Origin of the sequence: Paenibacillus nasutitermitis, assembly GCF_014641075.1 — a bacterium.
GTDB lineage: Bacteria > Bacillota > Bacilli > Paenibacillales > Paenibacillaceae > Paenibacillus_Z > Paenibacillus_Z nasutitermitis.
This window is the reverse complement of record NZ_BMHP01000001.1, coordinates 1299665-1320741: the sequence shown is the minus strand read 5'-3', so window position 1 is coordinate 1320741 and position 21077 is coordinate 1299665. Positions and strand designations below refer to the sequence as shown.

The following is a 21077-nucleotide window of genomic DNA, read 5'->3' as shown; positions in this document are numbered from 1 at the left end:
CAATAGTTAACCGAGTGCTTCGGATGCAATTTTTTGCAGGAAACGGACTTCAAATAAAGTACGAATTAAACTGCTTTCAGCCGAAATTGTACCTTGATGCTGCGCTACAATATTCTTCGCAATAGACAAGCCAAGGCCCGTGCTCCCCTCACGATGAGTTCGCGCTTGATCGCCGGTATAAAACATATCGAAGATATGCGGCAGCTCTTCCGGGGGAATACAATCTCCATAATTGACCACTTGAATCACCAAATTTTCTGCATCAAGATTACAATTAATGTCTATATACTGACCATCCTTTCCATAGCGAATGGCATTCGTCAAAAGATTTTCAAATACACGTGCCAACAGCTCTCCGTCACCCCAAATAGTCAAATGAGGAGTCACATTCAATCGAGTTGTTAGGTTATTTTTCTCAAACACAGGATATAATTCCTCGTTTAATTGGATGAGAAGCTCGCTTAGATCGATTGGTTTTTTTTCAATGGGAAGGTTGCCATAGTTCATTCGAGTGATTTCGAATAGCTCGTCAACGAACTTTTCTAGACGTTGGGACTTGGTATAAGCAATACTCGTATAGTGCTTGATTTGTTCTGCGGTCAGTTGATCGTCCTGAAGAATGAAATCCAAATAACCTAAAACCGAAGTCAACGGCGTACGCAAATCATGAGCTAAATTCAAGACCAATTGTTCCTTGCTGCTTTCCGCAAAATCTCCTCTCTCCAAAGCTTGCTTCAATTTTCCACTTGCCAGATTGATGTCTCTCGCAATATCCCCAAATTCATCATTGGATGGAATACGTATACGACTGTTGAAATCGCCATTCGCAAGTTGATAAATCCCGTTGGATATTTCATGAAAATAAGTTGCATAACGTTTGGTGAGGAGAAAGAAAAACAAAAAAGAGAGAGGAATAAAAATAAGCATAAAGAAGTTAACATCCCCAATATCTCTCATAAAATAACGAATTTTAGTCAATGGATTTTCGAATTTGGTCGTATAATAATAGAGTTGAATAGCTTTATAGAGTAAATAGGTAACGGCAGCGGAAAAAAGCATGCTAATACCAAAGAGTTGAATCATTTTAAATCGAAAGCTTCGGATCATTTTAGCCATTGAATGTATATCCCACCCCCCAAACAGTTTTGATCAGTTTGTTTTTATGAATATCTTCTCCAAGCTTTTTCCGCAAGGTACGAATATGCACCATCACCGTATTGCTGCCTTCATAGTATGCATCGCCCCACACCTGTTGAAAAATGTTTTCCGCACTATAGACTTTCTTTGGATAACTGGCTAGCAGATACAGAATATCAAACTCTTTTGGAGTTAGTTCAATTGGCTTACCGTAAAGGAATAATGTGCGTTCTTCGGGATAGATGACCAATCCTCCTGCCTCCAAAGCAAGCTTGTTCGCTTGCATGGGTTGATTAAACTGCTTGGAACGCCTCAACTGTGCATTCACACGAGCAACCAATTCCATCGGGTTGAATGGTTTGGTCACATAATCATCCGCTCCACTTACCAGTCCTGTAATCTTATCGAGGTCAGTCGCTTTGGCACTTAAAAAAATAATAGGCAGATGATGCTGCGCTCGAATTTGCCTTGTTGCTTCATAGCCATTCAGTTTAGGCATCATAATATCTAAAATCGCCAAATCAATGGAATGTGACTGAACAGTTGAAATAGCTTCCTGTCCATCAGCTACTTTAATGCAGCGGTAACCCTCTTTTTCTAAATGCAGCTCAATCAGATCGGCAATCTCTGCTTCATCATCCGCTATCAGAATTGTAATCGACTTCATACGTTCCACCCCTGTATCGCGTTAGTATTGCTTAAATTGTATCAGATGGGCCTCCCTCTTGCTTGGTTAACACTTGATGTAGTCACTAAATTAGCGAATATTTTGAAAATAATAAAACCAATCAAGCCTCCACTGGAATTTAGTATGAGATCATCGACATCAAAACTTCCAATAGAAAATAACGCCTGAGCGCATTCCAAGATTAGACTTAAACCTAAAGAAAGTGTGAACGATCCTATAAAAGATATTTTTTTGTTTCTTAACATTAGCCCAAGCAAGATTCCGAAAGGCATAAATATCGCGAAATTCCCAACTAGGTTAATTAGTCCATGGCTCGATATAGTATGGATCGCTCTAGATATTTCTTTAAAGGGAACTAGATTACCTTTTTGAAATTGCCATCTGATATTATCAGGGTTCCCCAGAATCAGCTTAAGCTGATGCCAGAGAAATGTCATATCGATGGAGCCGAACTTAAATAGAATAATCTTGAATAACGCGTACACATATAGAGTAAACAGCACTAGGATATAAATATCAATCAACATTTTCTTAGGTTTCATACGCCATCCTCACCTTTTTGAGACTCATGATCCCTGATTTACGGTCACAATAACACCGTCTATATTATTGCCTGAAATCTCATATCGTCCATCCGCCGGCACAGAGATAGTTGTATTTTTGAAAACAGGATAGTATGTGATTTCATATATTTGGTGATCTACAGTAGTCGTAATGGTCTTCTGTACTTTCAAGAAATCCAGATATTGCTCCAAGACAAAATTCTTTTCCTCCATAAATGCGCTGTGCGGCAAACCAACGTAGCGAAAATGCCAAGGTTCATACTGAATGCCTGTAATTGCTGTTTTGTCCTTCGGATAACGCAAGATAAACCCGTATCTCCATGCGTTTTTTTTCAACCACTTTCCTTCAGTCGCTCGATTCATCTCCGCTTGCGTAGATCCAATATCAAGCGATAAACCCAAGTTATGATCGCTATAGCCTGCTGGCAAAGCATATTCAGCACCCATTTGTTGATAGAGCTGATGTTGTTGTTTGTCGTCCCGATAGCCGCTGCTGATTAAAAAATGACTAACTCCATCATTTTTTGCGGTCTCAATCATTGTTGAGAATTTTTGCACCAATCTTGGCGATAACTGAATCGTATTATCCAGCAAACCGAATCCCTTCACCAATTCCTTATTCTGAAACAGATTGACCGCTTCTTCGGACTCTTCCCCCACTGGAGGCACAGGATGATCCTTATTGACCAACAACAAATTGCCTTTGTAAATCTGATTTTTTGTTACCTTAATCGAAACCTCGTTCTTTTGAGAAATTATCTCTTGAGCTTGATTGTCTTCTTGTGGTGGTTTATCGTTAACGACTCTCAATTTGTGTTGGGCTAATCCATAGCCAAGCAGTAAAAGTATAACAAGCCAAAAAAACCATTTCTTCATCTTAGTTTCCTCCTAACCCTTCATTCACTCTAGGATAAGGAAAACAATTAAAAAAGAAATGTGGTTAAACATAAAGTTTTTCTTAAACTTCAACATGCCCTATCATCCAAGCAAATCAGGGTGTTTTCGGCTGCCATTGTCTGCAATTTCCACGAAGATTACGGGAATTCCCTATTCCAATATAAGGTCTTTCCCCGATTACAGCAGCCCTCTCTTTCCTTTATGATGAAGTCAGAACCTAACGAGAAGGCGGCGTGGCAATGAGTATACAAAGTGTAATGAATCGAAAGCACGAGCAGGATATGAAGGCCCATGCGGGCATCAGTCAATTCTTCTCCCCTGACAGCATGCAGCGGCTTCAAAGCATCATGTATCCACGGTCTGCCACTGCGGGCTCGCATCTGTTCTGGGAGGGCGAAGTGTCGGATAAGCTTTATTTTGTCAAAAAGGGAATGATCCATATTACCAAATCGGCTGATAACGGCCGCATGCTCACCTTGCATCTGCATCCTGCCGGCGATTTGTTCGGTCAGATGGACCCTTTCCACGATTCCGTACACAGCTTTAATGCCGAAGTGATGGAAGACAGCGAAATCGGCGTCATTCTGCAGAAGGACCTGGAAGTTCTACTGTGGCAGCATGGAGATCTGGCTATCGAATTCATGAAATGGATGGGACTGCAGCACCGGATGACACAAGCTAAATTCCGCGATCTGATGCTCTTCGGGAAGTCTGGCGCGCTCTGCTCTTTATTGATCCGGCTGTCCAACACCTACGGAGTGGAACGCGATAACCTGACCTTCATTAGCAGGAAGCTGACCAATACCCAGATGGCCGACATGATCGGAACCAGCCGGGAAAGTGTGAACCGGATGCTGAGTGATATGAAGAAAGACGGCATTATTTCGGTAGAGGATGGATGTATCGCCATACATGACCGGGGTTATTTGCAAAACATCTGCCGATGTGAGAACTGCCCCATCGAACTGTGCAGAATGTAATCCAATATGGAGAGGGTTGAATGAGGATGATTATGAAATTTTTGAGGGAAAATATTTATGCGGCTGTACTCATGCTTTTGCTCCGATTGTATGTTGGCTGGGAGTGGTTATACGCCGGATACCACAAACTGGCGAATGGCTTTGACGCGAAAGGCTACCTGACTGGTGCTGTCGCCAAGCCGGTAGCCGATCAGACCGGCGAGGTCATCTATCCGACCTTCACCGCCTTCCTTAAACATTTTGCGCTGCCCAATGTCAAGCTGTTCAATTTCATGATTCCCCTTGGCGAAGCATTGATTGGCATCGGATTGATTCTAGGAGCTTTAACGGCAGCTGCTGCTTTCTTCGGCTTATTGATGAACTTCATGTTCTTGTTCGCCGGAACAATCAGCACGAACCCCTGGCTGGTCCTGCTTGGCGGGCTCATTATGATAGCAGGCGCCAATGGCGGCCGACTGGGCATTGATTATTACGCCAAGCCTTATCTGCGGAAGCTATTCCATAAGGAAGCCTCAGGCGGCACCCGCACAAACATAAAAACCGGATAACCAGCGGCAGGAACGAAAACGAAAGATGTCCGTTCCCCCATTTTAGTCCCTGCACATAAAAGCGAGTGAAGAGATTTCTCTCTTCCTCTCGCTTTTTTTTCATGAAATACTATCTAGCAACCCGTTTCCGGTTTGCCAGGATCAGGCGGCTAATTGATCTCTGCATGAAGAGGGCCGGCGAGCTCTTTTAAATAAAATAATTTGCCCGGCAGTGTCGGCATGAATGTGGATGGAAGCCACGTATCCGGGCCATAGCGCAAGGTTGTCCATAGAGACAGTCCTTGCCACTGCATGCCGCGGCCCAGTGCGCCGTCGCAGCCGCCTATAATCCGGTCGGATTGGAGAAACAAACCCGGTCCGACGGTGTTTGCCCGGCATGGCACATGTGTGGTCCGGCTTTTGAAGCTGGTGATGGCGTTCTGTTCAATCGTCAGCGGGTGCAGCTTGGCGCCGATCCGGTGCGTCTGCTCGCGCCACTGGGCTTCGCTATCGAATTCCCCAGCAAAATGCGGTTCCCAAAAAGCAATATGAAGCATACGGCCAATTCCGAAGACAGTGAGGAGCTCGGCCCCCTCTTCCTTCAGCTTGGCTATCTTGGAAGCATAGGAAGGCAGCTGATCGGCTGTGGCAAAATTCCGCTGGCTTGCAGGTACGGTTAGCGCGCCAAGCGGCCCGTAAAAAGCCTGCTCCATCGCATATTGAAAGGAGCCGGGATTGTCGGAAGGCAGCGTCCGCCCTTCCCCGTCGCTCCACTCATCCATATTGAAGCCGTGGACATGCGAACAATCTACCTGCCACTCCTTCAGAAAATAAACGGCCCATTTGTACATGCCCATCGGCCCAGCCGGCAATATAATGGCAAGCTTGCGTCCCGCATCCCTGCTTTTACGGATTTCGCTCGCGATCTCATGCCCCATTTTCACATCCAGCTCCTGCACCTCATCGCAGGACACCGGCTGAAATTCGGCATGCCAGAAATCCTGAGGCTCCTCAATGGATGCCGGATCATGCGAACAGCATTGGTCGATACGCTCCATATCCCAGCCTTCCGGATAGAAACCTTCCAGAAGCGATCCCTTTAACGTTTGCATGAAATTCAAATTCCTCACGCTCCAATTCTGTAATATTCAGTACATGTCATCCGGATCTTGCAGATCGGCTCAATTATGGCAGAAGCCGCTCTGTCGTCAGACGCGGCCAGGCCTGGCACTGCTTGAAGCCTTCCGCATAGGCTTTGCCGCACTGCAGGCCGCGAAATTTGGATACGGTCCGCACAAAATCAAGAAAATCGATACCGTCATGCTCATACAACCATTTGATCTGGCTCTGATGGCTATCATTCATCTGAATTTTCACTTCAATGAAATCTGAAATATCCACATACTCGGTGGGCAGGAAACCAACCCCTGCAAGCGTATCCATATAATATATCGGTGCTACCTTTGCAGCCGCGGGATGCCCGCCGTCCGCTTCGTAATGAGGAACTGTAGCCGCAAAGCTGGCATCAAATACCGCCCGCGATACTTCCATATGATCCTTCATATAATCCTCAGGCGGATGCGTAATGATGAAATCAGGACGTACCCTGCGAATCACGCCTGCCAATAATGAAATCAATTCATCCTGATCCGATTTCACCATCAGATCGGGCCTGTTTAAACTAATGACCTCGGCACCGATCAAGCTGCCGGCTTTCTTGGCCTCCTGCTCCCGAATTTCTGCCAATTCCGCAGGCGGGATAATCTTATGACCTTTATTGCCGTTAGCTACATGCACCATCGTAATTTCATGTCCTTGTGAAGCAAGCTTCGCCAGGGTTCCGCCGCAGCCAATCTCCAGATCATCGGGATGGCAGCCTACAGCCAGCACATTCATGTGTATTCTTCCTCTCCTCAAGCCTTATGCTTACAAGCACGTTTTCATAGCAGCATTAGCTCCATTCTACCTGCTCGATGACGGATGATCTTTAGCAAAAAGACCGGAGGATGTTTCAAATAGTCTTGCCTTTCTCGTCTTGATCGCCGGGTGCTATAATAGATTCATATCGAAAGGTGGGCCGCTCATGAAGGATAACCGCTTCGCCAGAACGAGGCTCTACGAGGCTTTTTCCATCAAACAAATCATTTCGTTTCATTACTTTGAATTTGCCAAGGATTTCACCTTCGAAGGGGAAAAACACGATTTCTGGGAGTTCATTTATGTGGATAAAGGGGAAATGGAAGTTTTTGCGGATACCGAGGGGTATTGTCTGAAGCAGGGCGATATGATCTTTCACAAACCCAATGAATTTCACGGCGTATGGGCCAATAACAAAATCGCCCCGAATGTCATTATTGTTTCCTTTGTGTGCCGCTCGGCCGAAATGGCTTTTTTTGAAAATAAAATTTTCACGCTGGACGAGGGGCAGCGGGAAATCCTGTCCCAGCTTGTCAAAAGCGGCTTCGCCGCCTTCATGCCCCCGTTTGACAATCCGCGGGATCATACGCTGGTCCGGCGCGCCGATGCTCCGGTCGGATCAGAGCAGCTGATCAAAATTCATCTGGAGCTGTTGTTGATCCAGCTGCTGCATGGAAGCAGCCCGACACGCTCCGAGCAGCGCCTCTCCGGTGCCACCAAGGAAAAAAGCGAGGATAATCTTGTTCAACGAATGACCGCCTATATGGAGAACCACCTCTATGAAGAGTTGAATCTCGAACAGATTTACAGAAACTTCAACCTCAGCAAAAGCCATGCGCTAGCGCTGTTCAAGAAGAAGACCGGCCAAAGCATTATGAAGTTCTACCGCAGCCTGAAGATCGATCAGGCCCGTCAGATGATCCGCGAGGAGCAGTACAATTTCTCGGAAATCGCCGAACGTCTGCACTACAGCAGCATCCACAGCTTCTCGCGCCAGTTCAAATCCGCGATGGACATGTCGCCATCCGAATATGCCCGCTCGGTCAAGGCGAGGGTTTGAGCCCTTTCAACTCATACAGAATTTCAAGTTTTTCCAGTAAGCCGATAACTTTTTGTTATCCGTTCACGTAAATAAATATAAAAAGGGTGGATGTCATGACAAAAAGCCGCTGCATTGCGGTTTTCGGACTCGCAGTCTGCCTTCTCATAATAGTTGGATGCCGGAGTAATGGAACCTATCCTTACGGTCACTATAAGGACCAGGAGATGGTTGGATTTGTCAGCTCCATTGACCTGGATAACCGGAATCTGACCGTGGACATTTCCGAATGGGAGAAACGCCATACCCGTGGGCCGGATATTAACGACTATGGCGTGGAGCTTCAAGTCCAGCTTACCCCATCTGTAAATATCCACAAAGAAAATGGCGATTCTGCGTCCGCTTCCGATCTGCGTGTCGGACAGAAGGTGGAGCTCAAACCAGCCCATACCAAATCTTCAAAGGAACCGCCTAAGGAAATCATTATTCTTACGATACGGCAGGAAGAGGCGCTGGAGCGCCTTGGGCTGTTTGCCCGGGGGAAAGGATCCATACATGTGACCATACTGGGTGACGAGAGCAGCGCTCCTCTCAATCAGAAAATAATGGACCAGTTCCTGAATGAAGCAGGCAGCGGTCTTCAAGGCGGTGTTAGCTCGATGATGTACCAACCAGAATATATTGTGGATCTCAAAAAAATCTACGGGATCCAGCGATTCCCCACGATCTTGTTGTTTGACCAGGAGAAGCTCCTGCTGCAAACCGAAGATGTCGGGGAGGCCATCCGTTATATAACTGCGAAGAACAAATCCTGACGAAGTTACCGTTTTTCCGCGGTCTTCTTTTGATTCCCCCGGTATACAGCCGTTCTCAATTCTACAACATAAGCTTCCAGCTCCGGAATCTGTGCCTCTACCGCCTGCTGGACAGCGAGCTCGATATCGTAAGGCACACGCACCAGCTGGATGCCAAAAGGAGCCAGATCCCTGCCATTCAGCCGCCCCTCCAATATCGCATAAGAGGCCTGCGTCATCTCCAATGGATTGCCGACGCTTCCGGCATTGAACAAGGCTTTTCCGTCCAAATGCTGCACAAAAGCATTATGAATATCCCCATAGCCGGCCACATCCGCTTCCCCGGCATAGCTGCTGTATTCCGAAGCGTGGAACAACGACAAGCGGGATTCATGCGAATCCCAGGGCTGGATCCGTTCATGGACGCTTCGGGGAGAGGCGTGGAAAAGCCGGATCAACCGGCCGCTCATATGCAGCTCAATCATGATCGGAAGTTCTCTAAGATAGTCCAGACGCCGGGCTCCCAGCTTGTTCTGATGCCAGACAATCGGCGGATATTCGCTGTCCCTGGCCATATTCTCGTCCCAGTTGCCTCTTATTACGAGCGTGCAGGCATCTCTTACGCGGTCAACGGCTTCGTCCGATCCCGGACCTTTGCCGGCCAAATCACCAAGGCAGTATATCGTGGTAATCCCCCTCTGCCTGATATCGGCCAATACCGCTTCCAACGCGGGAATATTCCCGTGAATATCTGAAATCACAGCAATCCGATCCATGTGCTCACGTCCCACTTCTATTTGATTCATTGACCCGGCTCAGCAAGTGAATAACCTCTTCGAGACTCCGGTCTGCCATGGAATCCATCATTAGATCATAATCTGCAAATGCAAACTGTTTTGTCATTTCGTTGGGAACCACTACGCAGTTGAGCCCAGCGGCTCTGGCCGCCTTGAAGCCGTTGAGCGAATCTTCAAAAGAAATCGCTTCTTCCGCCGCGACGCCAAGCTTGCTTAAGCTCTGAAGATACAGCTCGGGATCAGGTTTCACCTTGGAAACATCATCGGCTGTCGTTATGTGATCAAAATAATCCTTTAACTCGAACCGCTGCAGATAAGGCTCGACCCACGACAAGCTTGCGCTTGTGGCAATGGCTGTTTTGATTTGCAATTTACGCGCGGTCTGCAAATACTCCACCACTCCGGGCCGGAGCGCCGATTCAGACATGAGTCTTGAATAAACAGCTCTAAACCGGGTGTTGACCAGCTTCGGATCGATGGCCTCTCCCACACATTCGGATAGATAAAGATGAGGATCAAAATGCTCGAATGTCGTGCCTACGCATTTGGCGTACATTTCAAAGGGCAACTCCGCCCCATACTCGCGATATACTTCACAGAAAGCATGATAGGAAGGTGTTTCCGTATCAATAATTAATCCGTCAAAATCAAATACAACCGCTCGAATCATGTAAACCACTCTTTTCCTGCAAATTTCAGTTCTTCAATCCAGGTAAGTACAGCATCATACTCGCCTGATTTTACGCATCTTCCCAACGTTGTTTGATGAATAATTGATAGATTTTCGTAACAATGATCTTCAGAATCATATATACCGGAATGATGAGTAGAATACCTATAATTCCCGCCAAATCTCCTCCGACAAGTGCGAGAATAATGGTGGTTAGCGGATGGATGTCGAGCTGCTTGCCAAAAATATAAGGCGCTATCAGGTTATCCTGTATTTGCTGGGCGACCAGAATAATAACCAGGGACCAGATCGCTGTTGATGGCGATTCGATAAATCCGATAATCACTATCGGAACGGCCGAGAGAATCGCGCCGACGAAGGGAATGAAATTCATAATAACCGCAACTACCGTCAGCAGCAGTGCATACGGCAGCCCGATAATAAGAAAACCCACATACATCAAGACCCCGAGCGATAAATTAACAATCACCCTGCCCACGATAAAACCGCTGAGCGCGTTATCGATTTCGTCCATTACATCATTGCCGTCATCACGGAAACGTTTGGGAATGAAACTAACGATTTTCCGTCCGAAATTCCCGCCTTCCTTGAGCATATAGAAGAGAATGATCGGGAAAATAAACAGAATGACAGCAAAATTGGAAATGATCGAAAACAAGCTTGTGAAATAATTCGTCAAGACCCCGAAGCCTTTATTCAGAAATTCCGTTAACCGGGACAAAGGGCTAAAATCTTCAGGAAAAAAATCAGCCAGAAATCCATTCTGCTCCAATTCCTCTACCTGCTCACTTAAGGAGTTGAACAGATTAGGCGCATTATCCACCAGATTAAACAGCTGTGTTCGCAAGGAAGGCCACACGCCGATGCTGAAACCGACCAATATAATGGCAATCACAAAATAAATCAGCAGAATCGACAGCGTTCGGTTGAGCTTGTATTTTTCCATCACATTTACTAAAGGCCGGAGTAAATAATAGAAAAATACAGATAACATTAACGGCACAATGATAATGCTGAACAACGAAAAAATTGGCATAAAGATAAAATTGATTCTTGACCCCATATAAATGATCCCGATAACAAGCAGTATGGCTACGCAAAGCCGGATAAAATGGTTCAATTTCGTCATTGCATGTCCTCCCCGTCCTTTTGCCGTCCAAAGAAGACCATCCGCATGAATCTATACAATAGATGGCCGTCACCTTCCATTTTCCTTTTGATGGGCTAGTCCGAGCCACCTTGTTTCATCGATCCTTTTTTCAAATTATACCACGAAGTGCTTAATCGATTGTTGCGGATTCGAGGATAAATATCATTTTCTTCCTGATGAATCAGGCTCCCTTTTTTCTCTTCATGACCACTGCCTTATTCATATCTTATGATATAATGTCTTACACAAAGAAGCAGAGTCTATCAAGTTATTCCATTTTAAAAGGAGTCAAAATCCCGTGCCCGTTAAACTTCCGGAGGCCTTCAGCCTTCAAATGCAGCAGCTTCTGCCAACCGGCTTCGATGCCTTTATTCAAAGCTATGATGCGCCCAGGACCTATGGTCTTCGCATGAATCCATTCAAGCTCGCCGGGCGGTATCCGCTCCTTGTCGAAGCGGTCCGTCAGTTCAGGCTTGAATCTGTACCATGGTGCACAACCGGCTATTATTACGATGAATCGACAAGGCCCGGCAAGCATCCTTATCACGCCGCGGGTCTTTATTATATTCAGGAGCCTTCTGCGATGACGGCAGCCGAGCTGCTGGAGCCGCAGCCGGGCGAGTTTATTCTCGATATGGCGGCGGCGCCGGGAGGAAAAACAACCCAAATTGCCGGAAAAATGCTCGGACGCGGTATCCTGGTCGCCAATGAGATTCATCCGGCCCGAGCCAAAATTCTAAGCGAAAACGCAGAGCGCTGTGGAATCGCGAATATCATCGTGACCTGCGCCAGCCCGGAAGAGTTGTCCAGACGGTTTGCCGGCCTATTCGACAGGATCATGCTGGATGCCCCCTGCTCCGGCGAAGGGATGTTCCGCAAGGACGAAGCAGCGGTTAACGAATGGTCAGAATCGCATGTTGCCATGTGCGCGGCCCGGCAGAAGGATATTCTGGACCATGCCGCGATACTGCTTAAGCCAGGCGGCAGGCTGGTTTATTCCACCTGTACTTTCAACCGCCAGGAAAATGAAGAAGCACTTGAATCCTTCTGTGCGAAATATCCGCTGTTCAGTATCGTGAAGACTGAACGGGTATGGCCGCATGAACAGCGGGGAGAAGGTCATTTTATCGCTGTCCTGCAAAAAGCCTCCAGAGGCCAGGCAGCGCAAGCTTGCGAGATACAACCTGCCCGTGACCAATCGCCAGGCCGGAACAATCGCGACAGGCACAGCCATCCGGCAGCTGGAGCCGCAAGCCTGGCAGCGGACATGGCGCTCGCGCAAGGGTTCATCGACACCACGCTTCCAGGTGGTTTTGCGCTTGGGCCCGGCGAGCCGCTGCGCTTCGGCGATGCCCTATACTGGCTGCCGCATCTGCCCGGAAGCGGAGCAAGCCCCATTCGGGCAAATGACCTGAATGGCCTTAAGGTCCCCCGCCCCGGTCTGCACCTGGGCGATATCCGAAAGAACCGCCTGGAGCCGGGCCATGCGCTGGCTATGGCCGTACCGGCGCAAACCGCTGCGTGGATGCAGACATACCCGCCCGAAGCTCCCGAGATTGCCGCCTATCTGCATGGCGAGACTTTGGCCGCTGAGACTGGAAGCAGCGGATGGGGACTCGTCGCCGTAGATGGTCTGCCGCTGGGATGGGGCAAAGCCAGCTCGGGCCTGATCAAGAATCATCTGCCAAAGGGGCTGCGCCGTTTCTCGTCGTGATCAAGCCGTATAACCGGCATTTGGCATACACCGGCATCTCTCTTGCAGCTTGTAATCTTAAATAGAAGCCTGCGTCGGCAGGACATACACCTAAATAATTCCACTCCCCAGGCAACTGTCCAATCACTCGAAGAGAAATTTTCATATGATACGGTAAACCGTGTGCCGGAAGAACATCATGGATATCAGTTAACGGCACCGGAAATACCTTTAGGGGAGGAATTTGCATGTCCGGTGTATACGGCGGCGGCTTCGGCGGATTTACTTCAGTTGGCGGAATCCTGGTTTTATTCATCTTGCTGGTCATCATTACCCGAGGGTTCTTATACTAGTCCTACCATAGAAATGGGTTAAGAATAAAACCGCCTGAGGAGTTGCCTTGGCGGTTTTTTCGGATCTGCGAACAGAGATTCACTTGGTTTCGTTCCTGGGGACCGGCGCGAGCCGGGCTCCTTCACCAAGCGAAAGAGCGCAGCGTAAGCGCCACACCATCTTCTTCGTTGGAGAGGGTTACCTGATCGGCAGCCGATTTGACCGCTTCCGGCGAATTGGCCATCGCCACACCAAGGCCAGCGAAGGAAAGCATCCCGATATCGTTAAAATAATTGCCGATGGCCAGCACCCGCGAGCTGTCAATGCCACGCACCTGAGCCAGACGCGTCAGTGCCGCAGCCTTGGTTGCCTCACGATGCTGCACATCGATAAAATATTCCCCGCTCCGCACATACTGAAGGCCCTCTTCCCACAGGCTCCAATCCTCTTCTATCCGGTCCAGTTCCGGCAGGCTGCCAAACACCGTGAATTTAATCAGCCCCTCCGGAAGCGGTGCCTCTCTTTCACGCCAAAGCGGTTTTATCTCAAATCTGTTGTACATTTCCTCCGCTTCCGGTGTGATGCTTTCAATCAACAAGTCAAAAGCGGTGCTTACATCGAAATGGTGACCGCCCCGCAGGCAGTATTCCCGGAAACCGGAAAGCTCATTTTCTGAAACACCATATTGATGAAAGACGGTACGGCGGTCCGCATCCATTGTAGCCGCTCCATTATGCGTTATCATCGTTCCTGACAGACCCAACGCCTCCAGGACTGGCAGCGCACTATTAAGGCCGCGGCCGGTACACAATACGATTTCCGCTCCCCGGGAAGCGGCTTCGCGGACGGAATCGCGGACCGCCGTCGTCAGTGTATGATTTTCTGTAAGGAGGGTTCCATCCACATCAAGCGCGATCAAATCATAATTAATCGACATCTGGTCCAACTTCCTTTCAATCTTACTGGCGCCCTTGCAGGCGCTGTATCGCAGGTCCGTATAGACAGACCGCTTATCTGCTCTTGACCTTCGCTTCTTTAATTGCAAGCAGCGGCGCAAGCTCCGTTTGCGCAAGCAGCCGGTATTCTCCGGGTGCGAGAGCCGGATCAAGCTTCAGCGGCCCCATGGCTACCCGTTTGAGGAAAGTCACTTTCTTGCTGGCAGACTCAAACATCCGCTTCACCTGGTGGAACTTGCCTTCGTGGATCGTCAGCGTAATCCGGCTCTGTACGGCCCCGGATTCCAAGGTTTCCTGCCCGTTGACCACCAGCTTTGCAGGCATTGTTACATATCCATCGTCCAATGTGACGCCTTCAGCAAATGACTCCACATCCTCTTGGGCGACATCTCCCAGCACGACAGCTTCGTATGTCTTGGGTACATGCTTGCGAGGCGACAGCAGCTCATGGGCCAAACGCCCATCATTCGTCAACAGCAGCAAACCTTCGGTGTCCTTATCCAGCCTGCCCACCGGGAATGGCTGAAGCACCCTGTCCACCGGTTCAAGCAGGTCGATAACAGTCTGATCCAGCTTATCCTCCGTTGCGGAGATAACCCCTTGCGGCTTGTTCATCATAACGTAAATGACTTCCTGGTACATAACCCGCTCGTCATCAAACTGAACAACAGCCGATTCAGGATCAAGTGTCATCCCATGATCCTTGACGCAAACCCCGTCAACACTCACGCGGCCTTGCTTGATCGCAACTTTCACTTCACTGCGCGAGCCGCAGCCCATATTGGCCAGCAGCTTGTCCAACCTCATTCTCTTCGCCATTTAACTCCACCTCCAACCGGTGAGCCGCTCATTCACAAGCCAGTCATCACCGCCAACTTTATCTATTTAACAAGGAATCGCTTATTGAGCAATAAACCGCCTGACCTAAGCTTCGCTCCTTCTTGGATGCAAGCCAGCGGCAGACGGTTAGGGTGAACGAGCATCAACAGCGGACTATGCCTGATAGAAGCATTTTATGAATCGTCTCCGGCATGCAGCCGGTCCTCGTGCGGGATTTGCGACATCTCTTCGACAAGCGCCAACAGTTCCTGATCTACGACAGTCAGCCGAAATGCCGTGAACGGAGGAGGTGCATGCGCTTCTGCATGACCATTCTCCTCTTCCATGCTGCCTTCCCCTGGTGCGGATATCCGGCCGGTTAAGCTGCCACCGCCGTTAACCCAGATGCGAAGAGGCGCGAGCACAACTGCAATATCATGGCGAAGCATCGCCAAATCCAGACCCAGGAGAATGGGCGGATAAGGCGCAAGCTTGTTCTCCGCCTGTGCAAACAGCTTTACCGCTCCCGAGAAGTTATCGTTCCGCCAATGGTGAAGCCCGACAGCCGCTTGAAGCAGGCCTTGATACAATGTATTGCGTCCTTCTTCCAGCCACAGCTCCTCCATGACTTCATGGCATTCGAAATAATCTTCATCCACATTAAAGAGTACGATAAAATGAACCAGCCGTTCATCATACCGCATCTCATCCGCCACTTAGGAACCCCCGCTTTTCTTCACCTTAATCAGCGCCGTTCGGATTTCATCAGCCAGCATGCGTATGGCATACCCGTCTTCTTTCTCCCAAAGCTCGTTGAACCGCAGCTGAAACTGCACGGCCTCCCTCACCCGATGAAAGAAATACAGATCCTGGATATCACTGAGAACGCTGGACACCATATTGGATTTCTCTTCGAAATCCCGCTGGGCGTCAAGTATTTCCTTGCGGATGCTTGACATTTCCGAGTCCAGCACCGATGCCGCTTCCGCCGCTTTCTTGAGCCTTGCCCGCACATCATCCGGCAGGCTTTCTTTGTATTTATAATTAAGGGAATGTTCGATCGTTGCCCAGAAATTCATCGCCAAGGTCCGTATCTGTACCTCCGCAAGCACAATTTTGAGTCCTATCGCGGTCTGTACGGGATACTCTACAATCATATGAAAGCTGCGGTAGCCGCTGTCCTTGAAATTCGTCACATAATCCTTCTCAAACACGAGCGTCAGGTCCTTGCGGCTGCGGATCAGCTGCGCCACCCGGTGAATGTCGTCCACAAATTGACACATGATGCGGATACCGGCAATATCTTCAATGCCGGTATCGATGTTTTCCATGGGGACGCTCAGGCGCTTTGCCTTCTCCAGAATACTGGAGATGCGTTTTACCCGTCCGGTAACAAATTCGATCGGTGCGTAAGTCTCTCTTGTTTTCAGTTCCGTCCGGAGCGTCTTGAACTTCACTTTCAATTCCTCAACAGCCTGTTCATAAGGCTGCAAAAACAGGCCCCAATCTCTACCGTCCATCCAGCCGCCTCCTGTCAGTCACCTGTGATCTGCACCAACTGCTTCCGCAATCGAATGATAGCCATCCTTGTGCAGACGTTCTTTCAAACCTCGCGTCAGCTCCCTCAAGAGCTCCGGACCGCGGTATATAAGAGCGGTATAGATCTCTACCAAGCTGGCGCCGGCGCGAATTTTATCGTATGCATCGTCTGCCGTAAAGATGCCCCCAGATCCAATAATGGGCAGCTTGCCGCCGGTCAGCCTGTACACCTCGCGGATCACCTCGGTGGAACGTTCCCTTAGCGGCCTTCCGCTGAGACCCCCGGTCTCCTGTGCATTCGGATGGGACAGTCCTTCGCGGCTGAGCGTTGTATTCGATGCAATAATACCGTTTACTCCGCTAGCGGCTATTGTCTCCACCGTATACCTGAGCTGCTCATCTGTCATATCCGGAGCAATCTTGACCAGAACTGGCTTTACCGTACCGCCGTGACTCTTCGCTTGCCCCCGCATCTCCTCCATGACGGTGGAGAGCAGCAGCCGCAGCTCGTCGCCATGCTGCAATGCACGGAGATCGGGCGTGTTAGGCGAGCTGATATTGACGACAAAGAAATCGCCATAGGAATACAAAGCTTGAAGGCAAGCGCGGTAATCCTCATGCGCCAGCTCATTGGGCGTTGATTTATTTTTGCCGATATTGACAGCGATCGGAATACGCCGATCCTTGACATTTGAGAGCCGCTGCGCCATTGCGGCGGTTCCTTCATTATTAAATCCCATACGATTGACCAGTGCCTCGTCAGGGGGCAAACGAAACAGCCTGGGCAGCTCATTGCCGGCTTGTCCCTTGGGGGTGACGGTACCGACCTCCGCGAACCCAAAGCCGATATTGGCAAACATGCCGACTGCTTTGGCATTCTTATCCAAGCCGGCCGCAAGCCCAACGGGATGGGGAAAATACACACCGAATACATCAACCGCAAGCTCGGGGCATTCCTTGACGCCGTACATCGACCGCATCATTGCGGGAATTCCAGGTACGCGGCTGGCGGAATGCAGGCCGTCTATAACGAGATGATGGGCTTTCTCCGGATCTATCCGGAACAAAAAAGGTTTGGCAACTGACTTGTACAACAACATCTTCACTCCGTTCATCATGCTGGCTCTATGCAACATTTTAACGTGTTCAACTGGAAAAAGAAAGAGCCCGGCGCGTCGATCATCTGCGCAAGCGGGCAATTTGGCTGTCTTTCTTATCATTGCGGGCTTAAAGGAAAACGGTTACAATGGGATCACATCCTATTACCCATTTAAAGAAAGGTTGATCCACATGAGCCAAGCCAAGAAGAAACCACCTATTTTAAAATCCAAGCCCAAAGATGAAGTAAACAAAAAAGCGCTGTTGTGGATCGGTGCCGTTATCGTCCTGATCGTCGTCATTGTGGCGGTTTTACAAATAGTAGAACAATAATCAATTCAACCAGCGATACACAACATCCGGATTGGTCTCATCCTGCATCGGCTGCAAGCGGAAACGCTCGTCAGCCGGCTTGGATGGGGACGCCGGAAGCTGACCGCTGCCGATCTCGACCTTGGTCCCCAAAGGCACCAGATCAAACAATTCCTCCACATCCGCTTTGCCCATCCGGACACAGCCATGGGATTCATCCTTGCCAATGCTCCCGGGCTCGTCAGTACCGTGAATGGCATATCGCGTTGCGGACAGAGTCATTCCCCTGCTTCCAAACTCGCCATCATCGCGTCCGTTTGGATTTTTCACTTTCTCGCTTATCGTGAAACTACCGGAGGGCGTCTTCTCTCCTCCGAGTCCGACATTGTAGCTGCGGACAATGACATCCCCGCTTACGACTGCCAGTTTGTGGCGCTCCTGATCAATAATGATGGACAACGGCTTATCCGGAAGCGACAGCTCTTCAACCGGACTTGTGCTCGCATTCTTCCCCGAAGCTGTTCGGTCAGATCCGCCTGCAGCTGCTCCGCTGCTTAAGCCTTCCGAAGCCTTTAGCTTCTGGAGAACCTCTGTAAACATCATCCGCATCGCTTGGGTTTCCCCCGACAGGATATTATTGGGATAGGGTCTTACCATATCGTCAATCTTGTCCGGCCAACGATTAAACAGGTTCCGGTATTGCGCTACCGTACTTGACAGCGTCCATCGCTGCTCCTGCTGCTTGCTCCAACTGCTGTAAGCCTTCCTGGCGCCGGCGGCATCACTGGGCTGGCAGTCACAGGTTTTTGCGTCGAGCATGCCAACGTTATAGGCCTGACCGCTCCCCTGCCGCTTGGCAGACAGGAGCATGCGGGTATTCCCCATCCATTTTCTCCAGCTTCCTTCCTCCTCCAGCATGGCGGCAAGTCCCAAATCGGCCGATTGTTTACCGTTTCTCATAAGGGCGCCCATCGCTTTTCCCACACCATTTGGGTCCGTTGGCTTCACGAAGACCACGCGAACATCGCGCGCGGTTCCCTTATCTTCCCCCACCGGTTCGCCAGCTGCCTCGGTTGCCTGTTCGCCCGTTAGATTGCTGTTGTTGCTGTGATCGCCTCTGAAAGGGTCGGTCAGAACCGCACCAATCAGAAGAAGGAGCGCAATCGTTGAACGCAATGCAAGAAGCTTCATACGCCTGCGCCGGTTCCATTGTGCGATCAACTGCTGGGGCTCGCTTGCCAGCGGGTGCTGCTTGCGCTCGAATGCTTCATAGATGCTGCCTGACTTCAGGAAGCAATAATTCGCTTTCGCTTGTTTATCTTCATTAACATACTGTTTTCCTAGCAAGTACCATGCCATTCGATTATCAGGATGGTTCTGTACATAACGTTTCAAATACGACATATCGTCCTGCTGTTCCATAGCCATCCCTCCCAAGAAATCCGAGCTATCTACTATATCGGCAAAAGACCGCCCGATTTCGCATCGGACGGCCATAAATTTAACCTTTTTTTAGATTATCCGGTATTCCGGTGTTTCGAGATGAGGAGATTAAAATTGCTTGTCCCGGATGAGCACCGCTCTCACATCAGAGAGCCACTGCACATCAAGTCCGATTTCCTGAGCGAAGAATCGGACCGGCAGGTACAACCGATCCTGTCGAAGGAATGGCCCCGATGTCAGTTTAAGTGTCTGCGGCGATTGACCTTCCGTTGTCTTCATTACGTTCAGGCTTCCTTCCTGGACAGTATACGATACACCATCCCGGCTTAATATCGCTTTCGAACCGGTATACTGTACCTTGAAGCCCAGTTTCTCCGTGAGCACCCGCATAGGGACGAAGGTCGAATCCTTCACCACAACAGGTGGAGCATCCGATGGCAGCACAGCGTTATTGTACAGAATCTGGGCATCCGATCCAGCCTTTACACCAGATGGCAATGCGTAAGGAGCCGCGATACGGATCTTGTTGCCGCCCGCATCGGCAATGGCAAAGGAACTTCCGCCGATCCATACTACATCTGTCGGCCGATTCAATTCAGCCGCATAGGCGACACCATTGGTGCTGCCCGCCTCTTGCGCGCTGCCGGCAACCGTTGTCACCACGCCGGATTTCAACAAACGAATGACATGGTTCAGGGAATCGGCAATCAAGACGCCTCCATCAGGTGTCACCGTCAAGCCGCGAGGCGCATGGAAGCGGGCATTTAGCGCCTTGCCATCCGCATAGCCGCCTTCTGCATACGGGGAGGAAGCAGCATAGGTCGCTTCTGCACTTCCGCCACCTGCTACTGTTGTTACAGTGCCTTTAGCAAAATCAATATAACGGATCCGTTGATTCCCCGTATCGCTCACATACAGATTTCCTGCATGATCCAGTGCCAAGCCGCTAGGTTCATTGAACTTGGCGTCCTTCAAGGCACCGTCAGCGAAATCACCTGCGGGCTCGACCGCACCCGGTATATATTCCACTGCGCGTGTCGAAGCCGCATTCAGCGTTGTGACGGAGCCGTTTTGAATTTTGCGGATGACATGATTAAGGGTATCGGCCACATAAACAATTCCCTCGTCCGTAACAGCCACATCCAGCGGATGATAGAAACGGGCATCCGCGTTCCGGCCGTCCGCGCTGCCAAGCTCGCCGCTTCCCGCAAGCGTCTGAACCGATCCATCCTTGTTAATGATGCGGATCGCATGATTGTCCGAATCCGCCACGTAAATCTGCCCTTTGCCGTCTGCGGCGAGACCCGCAGGATGATTAAAGGCTGCCGACTGCGCGCTGCCATCGGCCAGAGCGCCGATGGGGGCTTGATAATCATCCAGTCCGATATCGAGGCCGGCGAAGGTCTTCGTGTCCCCGGAGCTGATCGTGCGCAGGCGCTGGTTCCCCGTATCTGCTGCCAGGTAAGTCTTCAGCTTCGCATCATACAGCAGCGACACCGGTCCCCGAAATGCGGCGCTTTGCAAATTCCCGTCGCGCAGCGCGTATTCCCCCGTCCCGGCTTCCGTCCGAAGTTCATACAGCGCCTTATTGGCAATCAATGAATCGCCCGTTTGAGCGGCTTGCGCAGCGGATGAATGGCCGAAAGCTCCAAGCACAGCTGCGGCCGTCAGCAGCAGGGCCGTGTTTTTTGTCATTTTTTTCAT

Annotated in this window: 23 protein-coding genes; 7 read left to right on the top strand and 16 right to left on the bottom strand. The window is 49.7% G+C overall.

Annotation, left to right across the window (positions count from 1 at the left end):
* Positions 1 to 6 precede the first annotated feature (6 nt).
* From IEY46_RS05565 to IEY46_RS05550, 4 genes are read right to left on the bottom strand one after another with little or no spacing between them, the layout of a single operon-like run.
* Entirely contained in the window at positions 7 to 1116 is a 1110-nt protein-coding gene (locus IEY46_RS05565) for a HAMP domain-containing sensor histidine kinase (RefSeq protein WP_188989917.1), read from the bottom strand.
* Positions 1109 to 1804 (bottom strand): response regulator transcription factor, encoded by a 696-nt coding sequence (locus IEY46_RS05560; RefSeq protein WP_188989915.1) that lies wholly within the window; start codon positions 1802 to 1804, stop codon positions 1109 to 1111. Before IEY46_RS05560 ends, IEY46_RS05565 begins: the two co-directional genes overlap by 8 nt.
* A gap of 41 nt (positions 1805 to 1845) precedes the next feature.
* The gene (locus IEY46_RS05555) at positions 1846 to 2367 is read right to left on the bottom strand and encodes a VanZ family protein (RefSeq protein WP_229750084.1); all 522 of its coding nucleotides are present in this window, start codon (positions 2365 to 2367) and stop codon (positions 1846 to 1848) included.
* A gap of 24 nt (positions 2368 to 2391) precedes the next feature.
* The gene (locus IEY46_RS05550; RefSeq protein ID WP_188989913.1) at positions 2392 to 3264 is read right to left on the bottom strand and encodes a M15 family metallopeptidase; all 873 of its coding nucleotides are present in this window, start codon (positions 3262 to 3264) and stop codon (positions 2392 to 2394) included.
* Positions 3265 to 3524: 260 nt separating this feature from the next.
* Between IEY46_RS05550 and IEY46_RS05545 the strand changes: the two genes are divergently transcribed.
* On the top strand, positions 3525 to 4265 hold the full coding sequence (locus IEY46_RS05545; protein ID WP_373288766.1) for a Crp/Fnr family transcriptional regulator: 741 nt from the start codon (positions 3525 to 3527) through the stop codon (positions 4263 to 4265).
* A 26-nt stretch (positions 4266 to 4291) separates the two neighbouring features.
* A complete protein-coding gene (locus tag IEY46_RS05540) occupies positions 4292 to 4813 on the top strand; it encodes a DoxX family protein (protein ID WP_188991702.1) in 522 nt (173 codons plus the stop codon).
* Positions 4814 to 4962: 149 nt separating this feature from the next.
* Here IEY46_RS05540 and IEY46_RS05535 read toward each other — a convergent pair whose 3' ends face one another.
* Positions 4963 to 5904 carry a sugar phosphate isomerase family gene (locus tag IEY46_RS05535; protein ID WP_229750083.1) on the bottom strand — a complete coding sequence of 314 codons (942 nt, stop codon included), beginning with the start codon at positions 5902 to 5904 and terminating at the stop codon, positions 4963 to 4965.
* A gap of 73 nt (positions 5905 to 5977) precedes the next feature.
* Entirely contained in the window at positions 5978 to 6688 is a 711-nt protein-coding gene (locus tag IEY46_RS05530; protein ID WP_188989907.1) for a PIG-L deacetylase family protein, read from the bottom strand.
* A gap of 187 nt (positions 6689 to 6875) precedes the next feature.
* On the opposite strand from IEY46_RS05530, the gene IEY46_RS05525 reads away from it, so the two are divergent.
* Positions 6876 to 7769, top strand: coding sequence for an AraC family transcriptional regulator (locus IEY46_RS05525; protein ID WP_188989905.1), 894 nt, complete (start codon positions 6876 to 6878; stop codon positions 7767 to 7769).
* Positions 7770 to 7864: 95 nt separating this feature from the next.
* Positions 7865 to 8563, top strand: a complete 699-nt coding sequence (locus IEY46_RS05520) for a hypothetical protein (protein ID WP_188989903.1) — start codon at positions 7865 to 7867, stop codon at positions 8561 to 8563.
* A 5-nt stretch (positions 8564 to 8568) separates the two neighbouring features.
* On the opposite strand, the gene IEY46_RS05515 is transcribed toward IEY46_RS05520, so the two are convergent.
* From IEY46_RS05515 to IEY46_RS05505, 3 genes are all read right to left on the bottom strand, one after another.
* Complete coding sequence (locus IEY46_RS05515; RefSeq protein ID WP_188991700.1) at positions 8569 to 9318, bottom strand: metallophosphoesterase family protein; 750 nt, start codon at positions 9316 to 9318, stop codon at positions 8569 to 8571.
* 4 nt (positions 9319 to 9322) lie between these two features.
* The gene (locus IEY46_RS05510; protein ID WP_188989901.1) at positions 9323 to 10009 is read right to left on the bottom strand and encodes an HAD family hydrolase; all 687 of its coding nucleotides are present in this window, start codon (positions 10007 to 10009) and stop codon (positions 9323 to 9325) included.
* A 70-nt stretch (positions 10010 to 10079) separates the two neighbouring features.
* Positions 10080 to 11159 (bottom strand): AI-2E family transporter, encoded by a 1080-nt coding sequence (locus tag IEY46_RS05505; protein ID WP_188989899.1) that lies wholly within the window; start codon positions 11157 to 11159, stop codon positions 10080 to 10082.
* 319 nt (positions 11160 to 11478) lie between these two features.
* On the opposite strand from IEY46_RS05505, the gene IEY46_RS05500 reads away from it, so the two are divergent.
* On the top strand, positions 11479 to 12894 hold the full coding sequence (locus IEY46_RS05500; RefSeq protein WP_229750082.1) for an RsmB/NOP family class I SAM-dependent RNA methyltransferase: 1416 nt from the start codon (positions 11479 to 11481) through the stop codon (positions 12892 to 12894).
* 227 nt (positions 12895 to 13121) lie between these two features.
* Positions 13122 to 13226: a dihydroorotate dehydrogenase gene (locus tag IEY46_RS05495; RefSeq protein ID WP_188989897.1), complete on the top strand. Its 105-nt coding sequence runs from the start codon at positions 13122 to 13124 to the stop codon at positions 13224 to 13226.
* Between the two features lie 122 nt (positions 13227 to 13348).
* On the opposite strand, the gene IEY46_RS05490 is transcribed toward IEY46_RS05495, so the two are convergent.
* The 5 genes from IEY46_RS05490 to IEY46_RS05470 all read right to left on the bottom strand — a co-directional run bounded on the left by IEY46_RS05490 (position 13349) and on the right by IEY46_RS05470 (position 17617).
* Positions 13349 to 14143, bottom strand: coding sequence for a Cof-type HAD-IIB family hydrolase (locus IEY46_RS05490; RefSeq protein WP_188989895.1), 795 nt, complete (start codon positions 14141 to 14143; stop codon positions 13349 to 13351).
* Between the two features lie 73 nt (positions 14144 to 14216).
* Positions 14217 to 14981, bottom strand: coding sequence for a pseudouridine synthase (locus IEY46_RS05485; protein ID WP_188989894.1), 765 nt, complete (start codon positions 14979 to 14981; stop codon positions 14217 to 14219).
* A 194-nt stretch (positions 14982 to 15175) separates the two neighbouring features.
* Complete coding sequence (locus IEY46_RS05480; RefSeq protein ID WP_229750081.1) at positions 15176 to 15697, bottom strand: DUF309 domain-containing protein; 522 nt, start codon at positions 15695 to 15697, stop codon at positions 15176 to 15178.
* Positions 15698 to 16501 (bottom strand): GTP diphosphokinase, encoded by an 804-nt coding sequence (yjbM, locus tag IEY46_RS05475; protein WP_188989892.1) that lies wholly within the window; start codon positions 16499 to 16501, stop codon positions 15698 to 15700. It lies immediately after the preceding gene.
* Positions 16502 to 16519: 18 nt separating this feature from the next.
* Entirely contained in the window at positions 16520 to 17617 is a 1098-nt protein-coding gene (locus IEY46_RS05470) for a quinone-dependent dihydroorotate dehydrogenase (RefSeq protein ID WP_188991694.1), read from the bottom strand.
* Between IEY46_RS05470 and IEY46_RS05465 the strand changes: the two genes are divergently transcribed.
* On the top strand, positions 17607 to 17951 hold the full coding sequence (locus IEY46_RS05465; RefSeq protein ID WP_188991862.1) for a hypothetical protein: 345 nt from the start codon (positions 17607 to 17609) through the stop codon (positions 17949 to 17951). The two genes, IEY46_RS05470 and IEY46_RS05465, sit on opposite strands and share 11 nt — an antisense overlap.
* Here the strand turns inward: IEY46_RS05465 and IEY46_RS05460 are convergent, their stop codons facing one another.
* Positions 17952 to 19352: a L,D-transpeptidase gene (locus tag IEY46_RS05460; protein ID WP_188989890.1), complete on the bottom strand. Its 1401-nt coding sequence runs from the start codon at positions 19350 to 19352 to the stop codon at positions 17952 to 17954.
* 129 nt (positions 19353 to 19481) lie between these two features.
* Positions 19482 to 21077 (bottom strand): stalk domain-containing protein, encoded by a 1596-nt coding sequence (locus IEY46_RS05455; RefSeq protein WP_188989888.1) that lies wholly within the window; start codon positions 21075 to 21077, stop codon positions 19482 to 19484.

Excerpts from the sequence above, each read along its gene's own strand:
- IEY46_RS05565 (WP_188989917.1), bottom strand. The coding sequence starts at position 1,116 with ATGGCTAAAATGATCCGAAGCTTTCGATTTAAAATGATTCAACTCTTT.
- IEY46_RS05560 (WP_188989915.1), bottom strand. The coding sequence starts at position 1,804 with ATGAAGTCGATTACAATTCTGATAGCGGATGATGAAGCAGAGATTGCC.
- IEY46_RS05555 (WP_229750084.1), bottom strand. The coding sequence starts at position 2,367 with ATGAAACCTAAGAAAATGTTGATTGATATTTATATCCTAGTGCTGTTT.
- IEY46_RS05550 (WP_188989913.1), bottom strand. The coding sequence starts at position 3,264 with ATGAAGAAATGGTTTTTTTGGCTTGTTATACTTTTACTGCTTGGCTAT.
- IEY46_RS05545 (WP_373288766.1), top strand. The coding sequence starts at position 3,525 with ATGAGTATACAAAGTGTAATGAATCGAAAGCACGAGCAGGATATGAAG.
- IEY46_RS05540 (WP_188991702.1), top strand. The coding sequence starts at position 4,292 with ATGATTATGAAATTTTTGAGGGAAAATATTTATGCGGCTGTACTCATG.
- IEY46_RS05535 (WP_229750083.1), bottom strand. The coding sequence starts at position 5,904 with ATGCAAACGTTAAAGGGATCGCTTCTGGAAGGTTTCTATCCGGAAGGC.
- IEY46_RS05530 (WP_188989907.1), bottom strand. The coding sequence starts at position 6,688 with ATGAATGTGCTGGCTGTAGGCTGCCATCCCGATGATCTGGAGATTGGC.
- IEY46_RS05525 (WP_188989905.1), top strand. The coding sequence starts at position 6,876 with ATGAAGGATAACCGCTTCGCCAGAACGAGGCTCTACGAGGCTTTTTCC.
- IEY46_RS05520 (WP_188989903.1), top strand. The coding sequence starts at position 7,865 with ATGACAAAAAGCCGCTGCATTGCGGTTTTCGGACTCGCAGTCTGCCTT.
- IEY46_RS05515 (WP_188991700.1), bottom strand. The coding sequence starts at position 9,318 with ATGGATCGGATTGCTGTGATTTCAGATATTCACGGGAATATTCCCGCG.
- IEY46_RS05510 (WP_188989901.1), bottom strand. The coding sequence starts at position 10,009 with ATGATTCGAGCGGTTGTATTTGATTTTGACGGATTAATTATTGATACG.
- IEY46_RS05505 (WP_188989899.1), bottom strand. The coding sequence starts at position 11,159 with ATGACGAAATTGAACCATTTTATCCGGCTTTGCGTAGCCATACTGCTT.
- IEY46_RS05495 (WP_188989897.1), top strand. The coding sequence starts at position 13,122 with ATGTCCGGTGTATACGGCGGCGGCTTCGGCGGATTTACTTCAGTTGGC.
- IEY46_RS05490 (WP_188989895.1), bottom strand. The coding sequence starts at position 14,143 with ATGTCGATTAATTATGATTTGATCGCGCTTGATGTGGATGGAACCCTC.
- IEY46_RS05485 (WP_188989894.1), bottom strand. The coding sequence starts at position 14,981 with ATGGCGAAGAGAATGAGGTTGGACAAGCTGCTGGCCAATATGGGCTGC.
- yjbM (WP_188989892.1), bottom strand. The coding sequence starts at position 16,501 with ATGGACGGTAGAGATTGGGGCCTGTTTTTGCAGCCTTATGAACAGGCT.
- IEY46_RS05460 (WP_188989890.1), bottom strand. The coding sequence starts at position 19,352 with ATGGAACAGCAGGACGATATGTCGTATTTGAAACGTTATGTACAGAAC.
- IEY46_RS05455 (WP_188989888.1), bottom strand. The coding sequence starts at position 21,077 with ATGAAAAAAATGACAAAAAACACGGCCCTGCTGCTGACGGCCGCAGCT.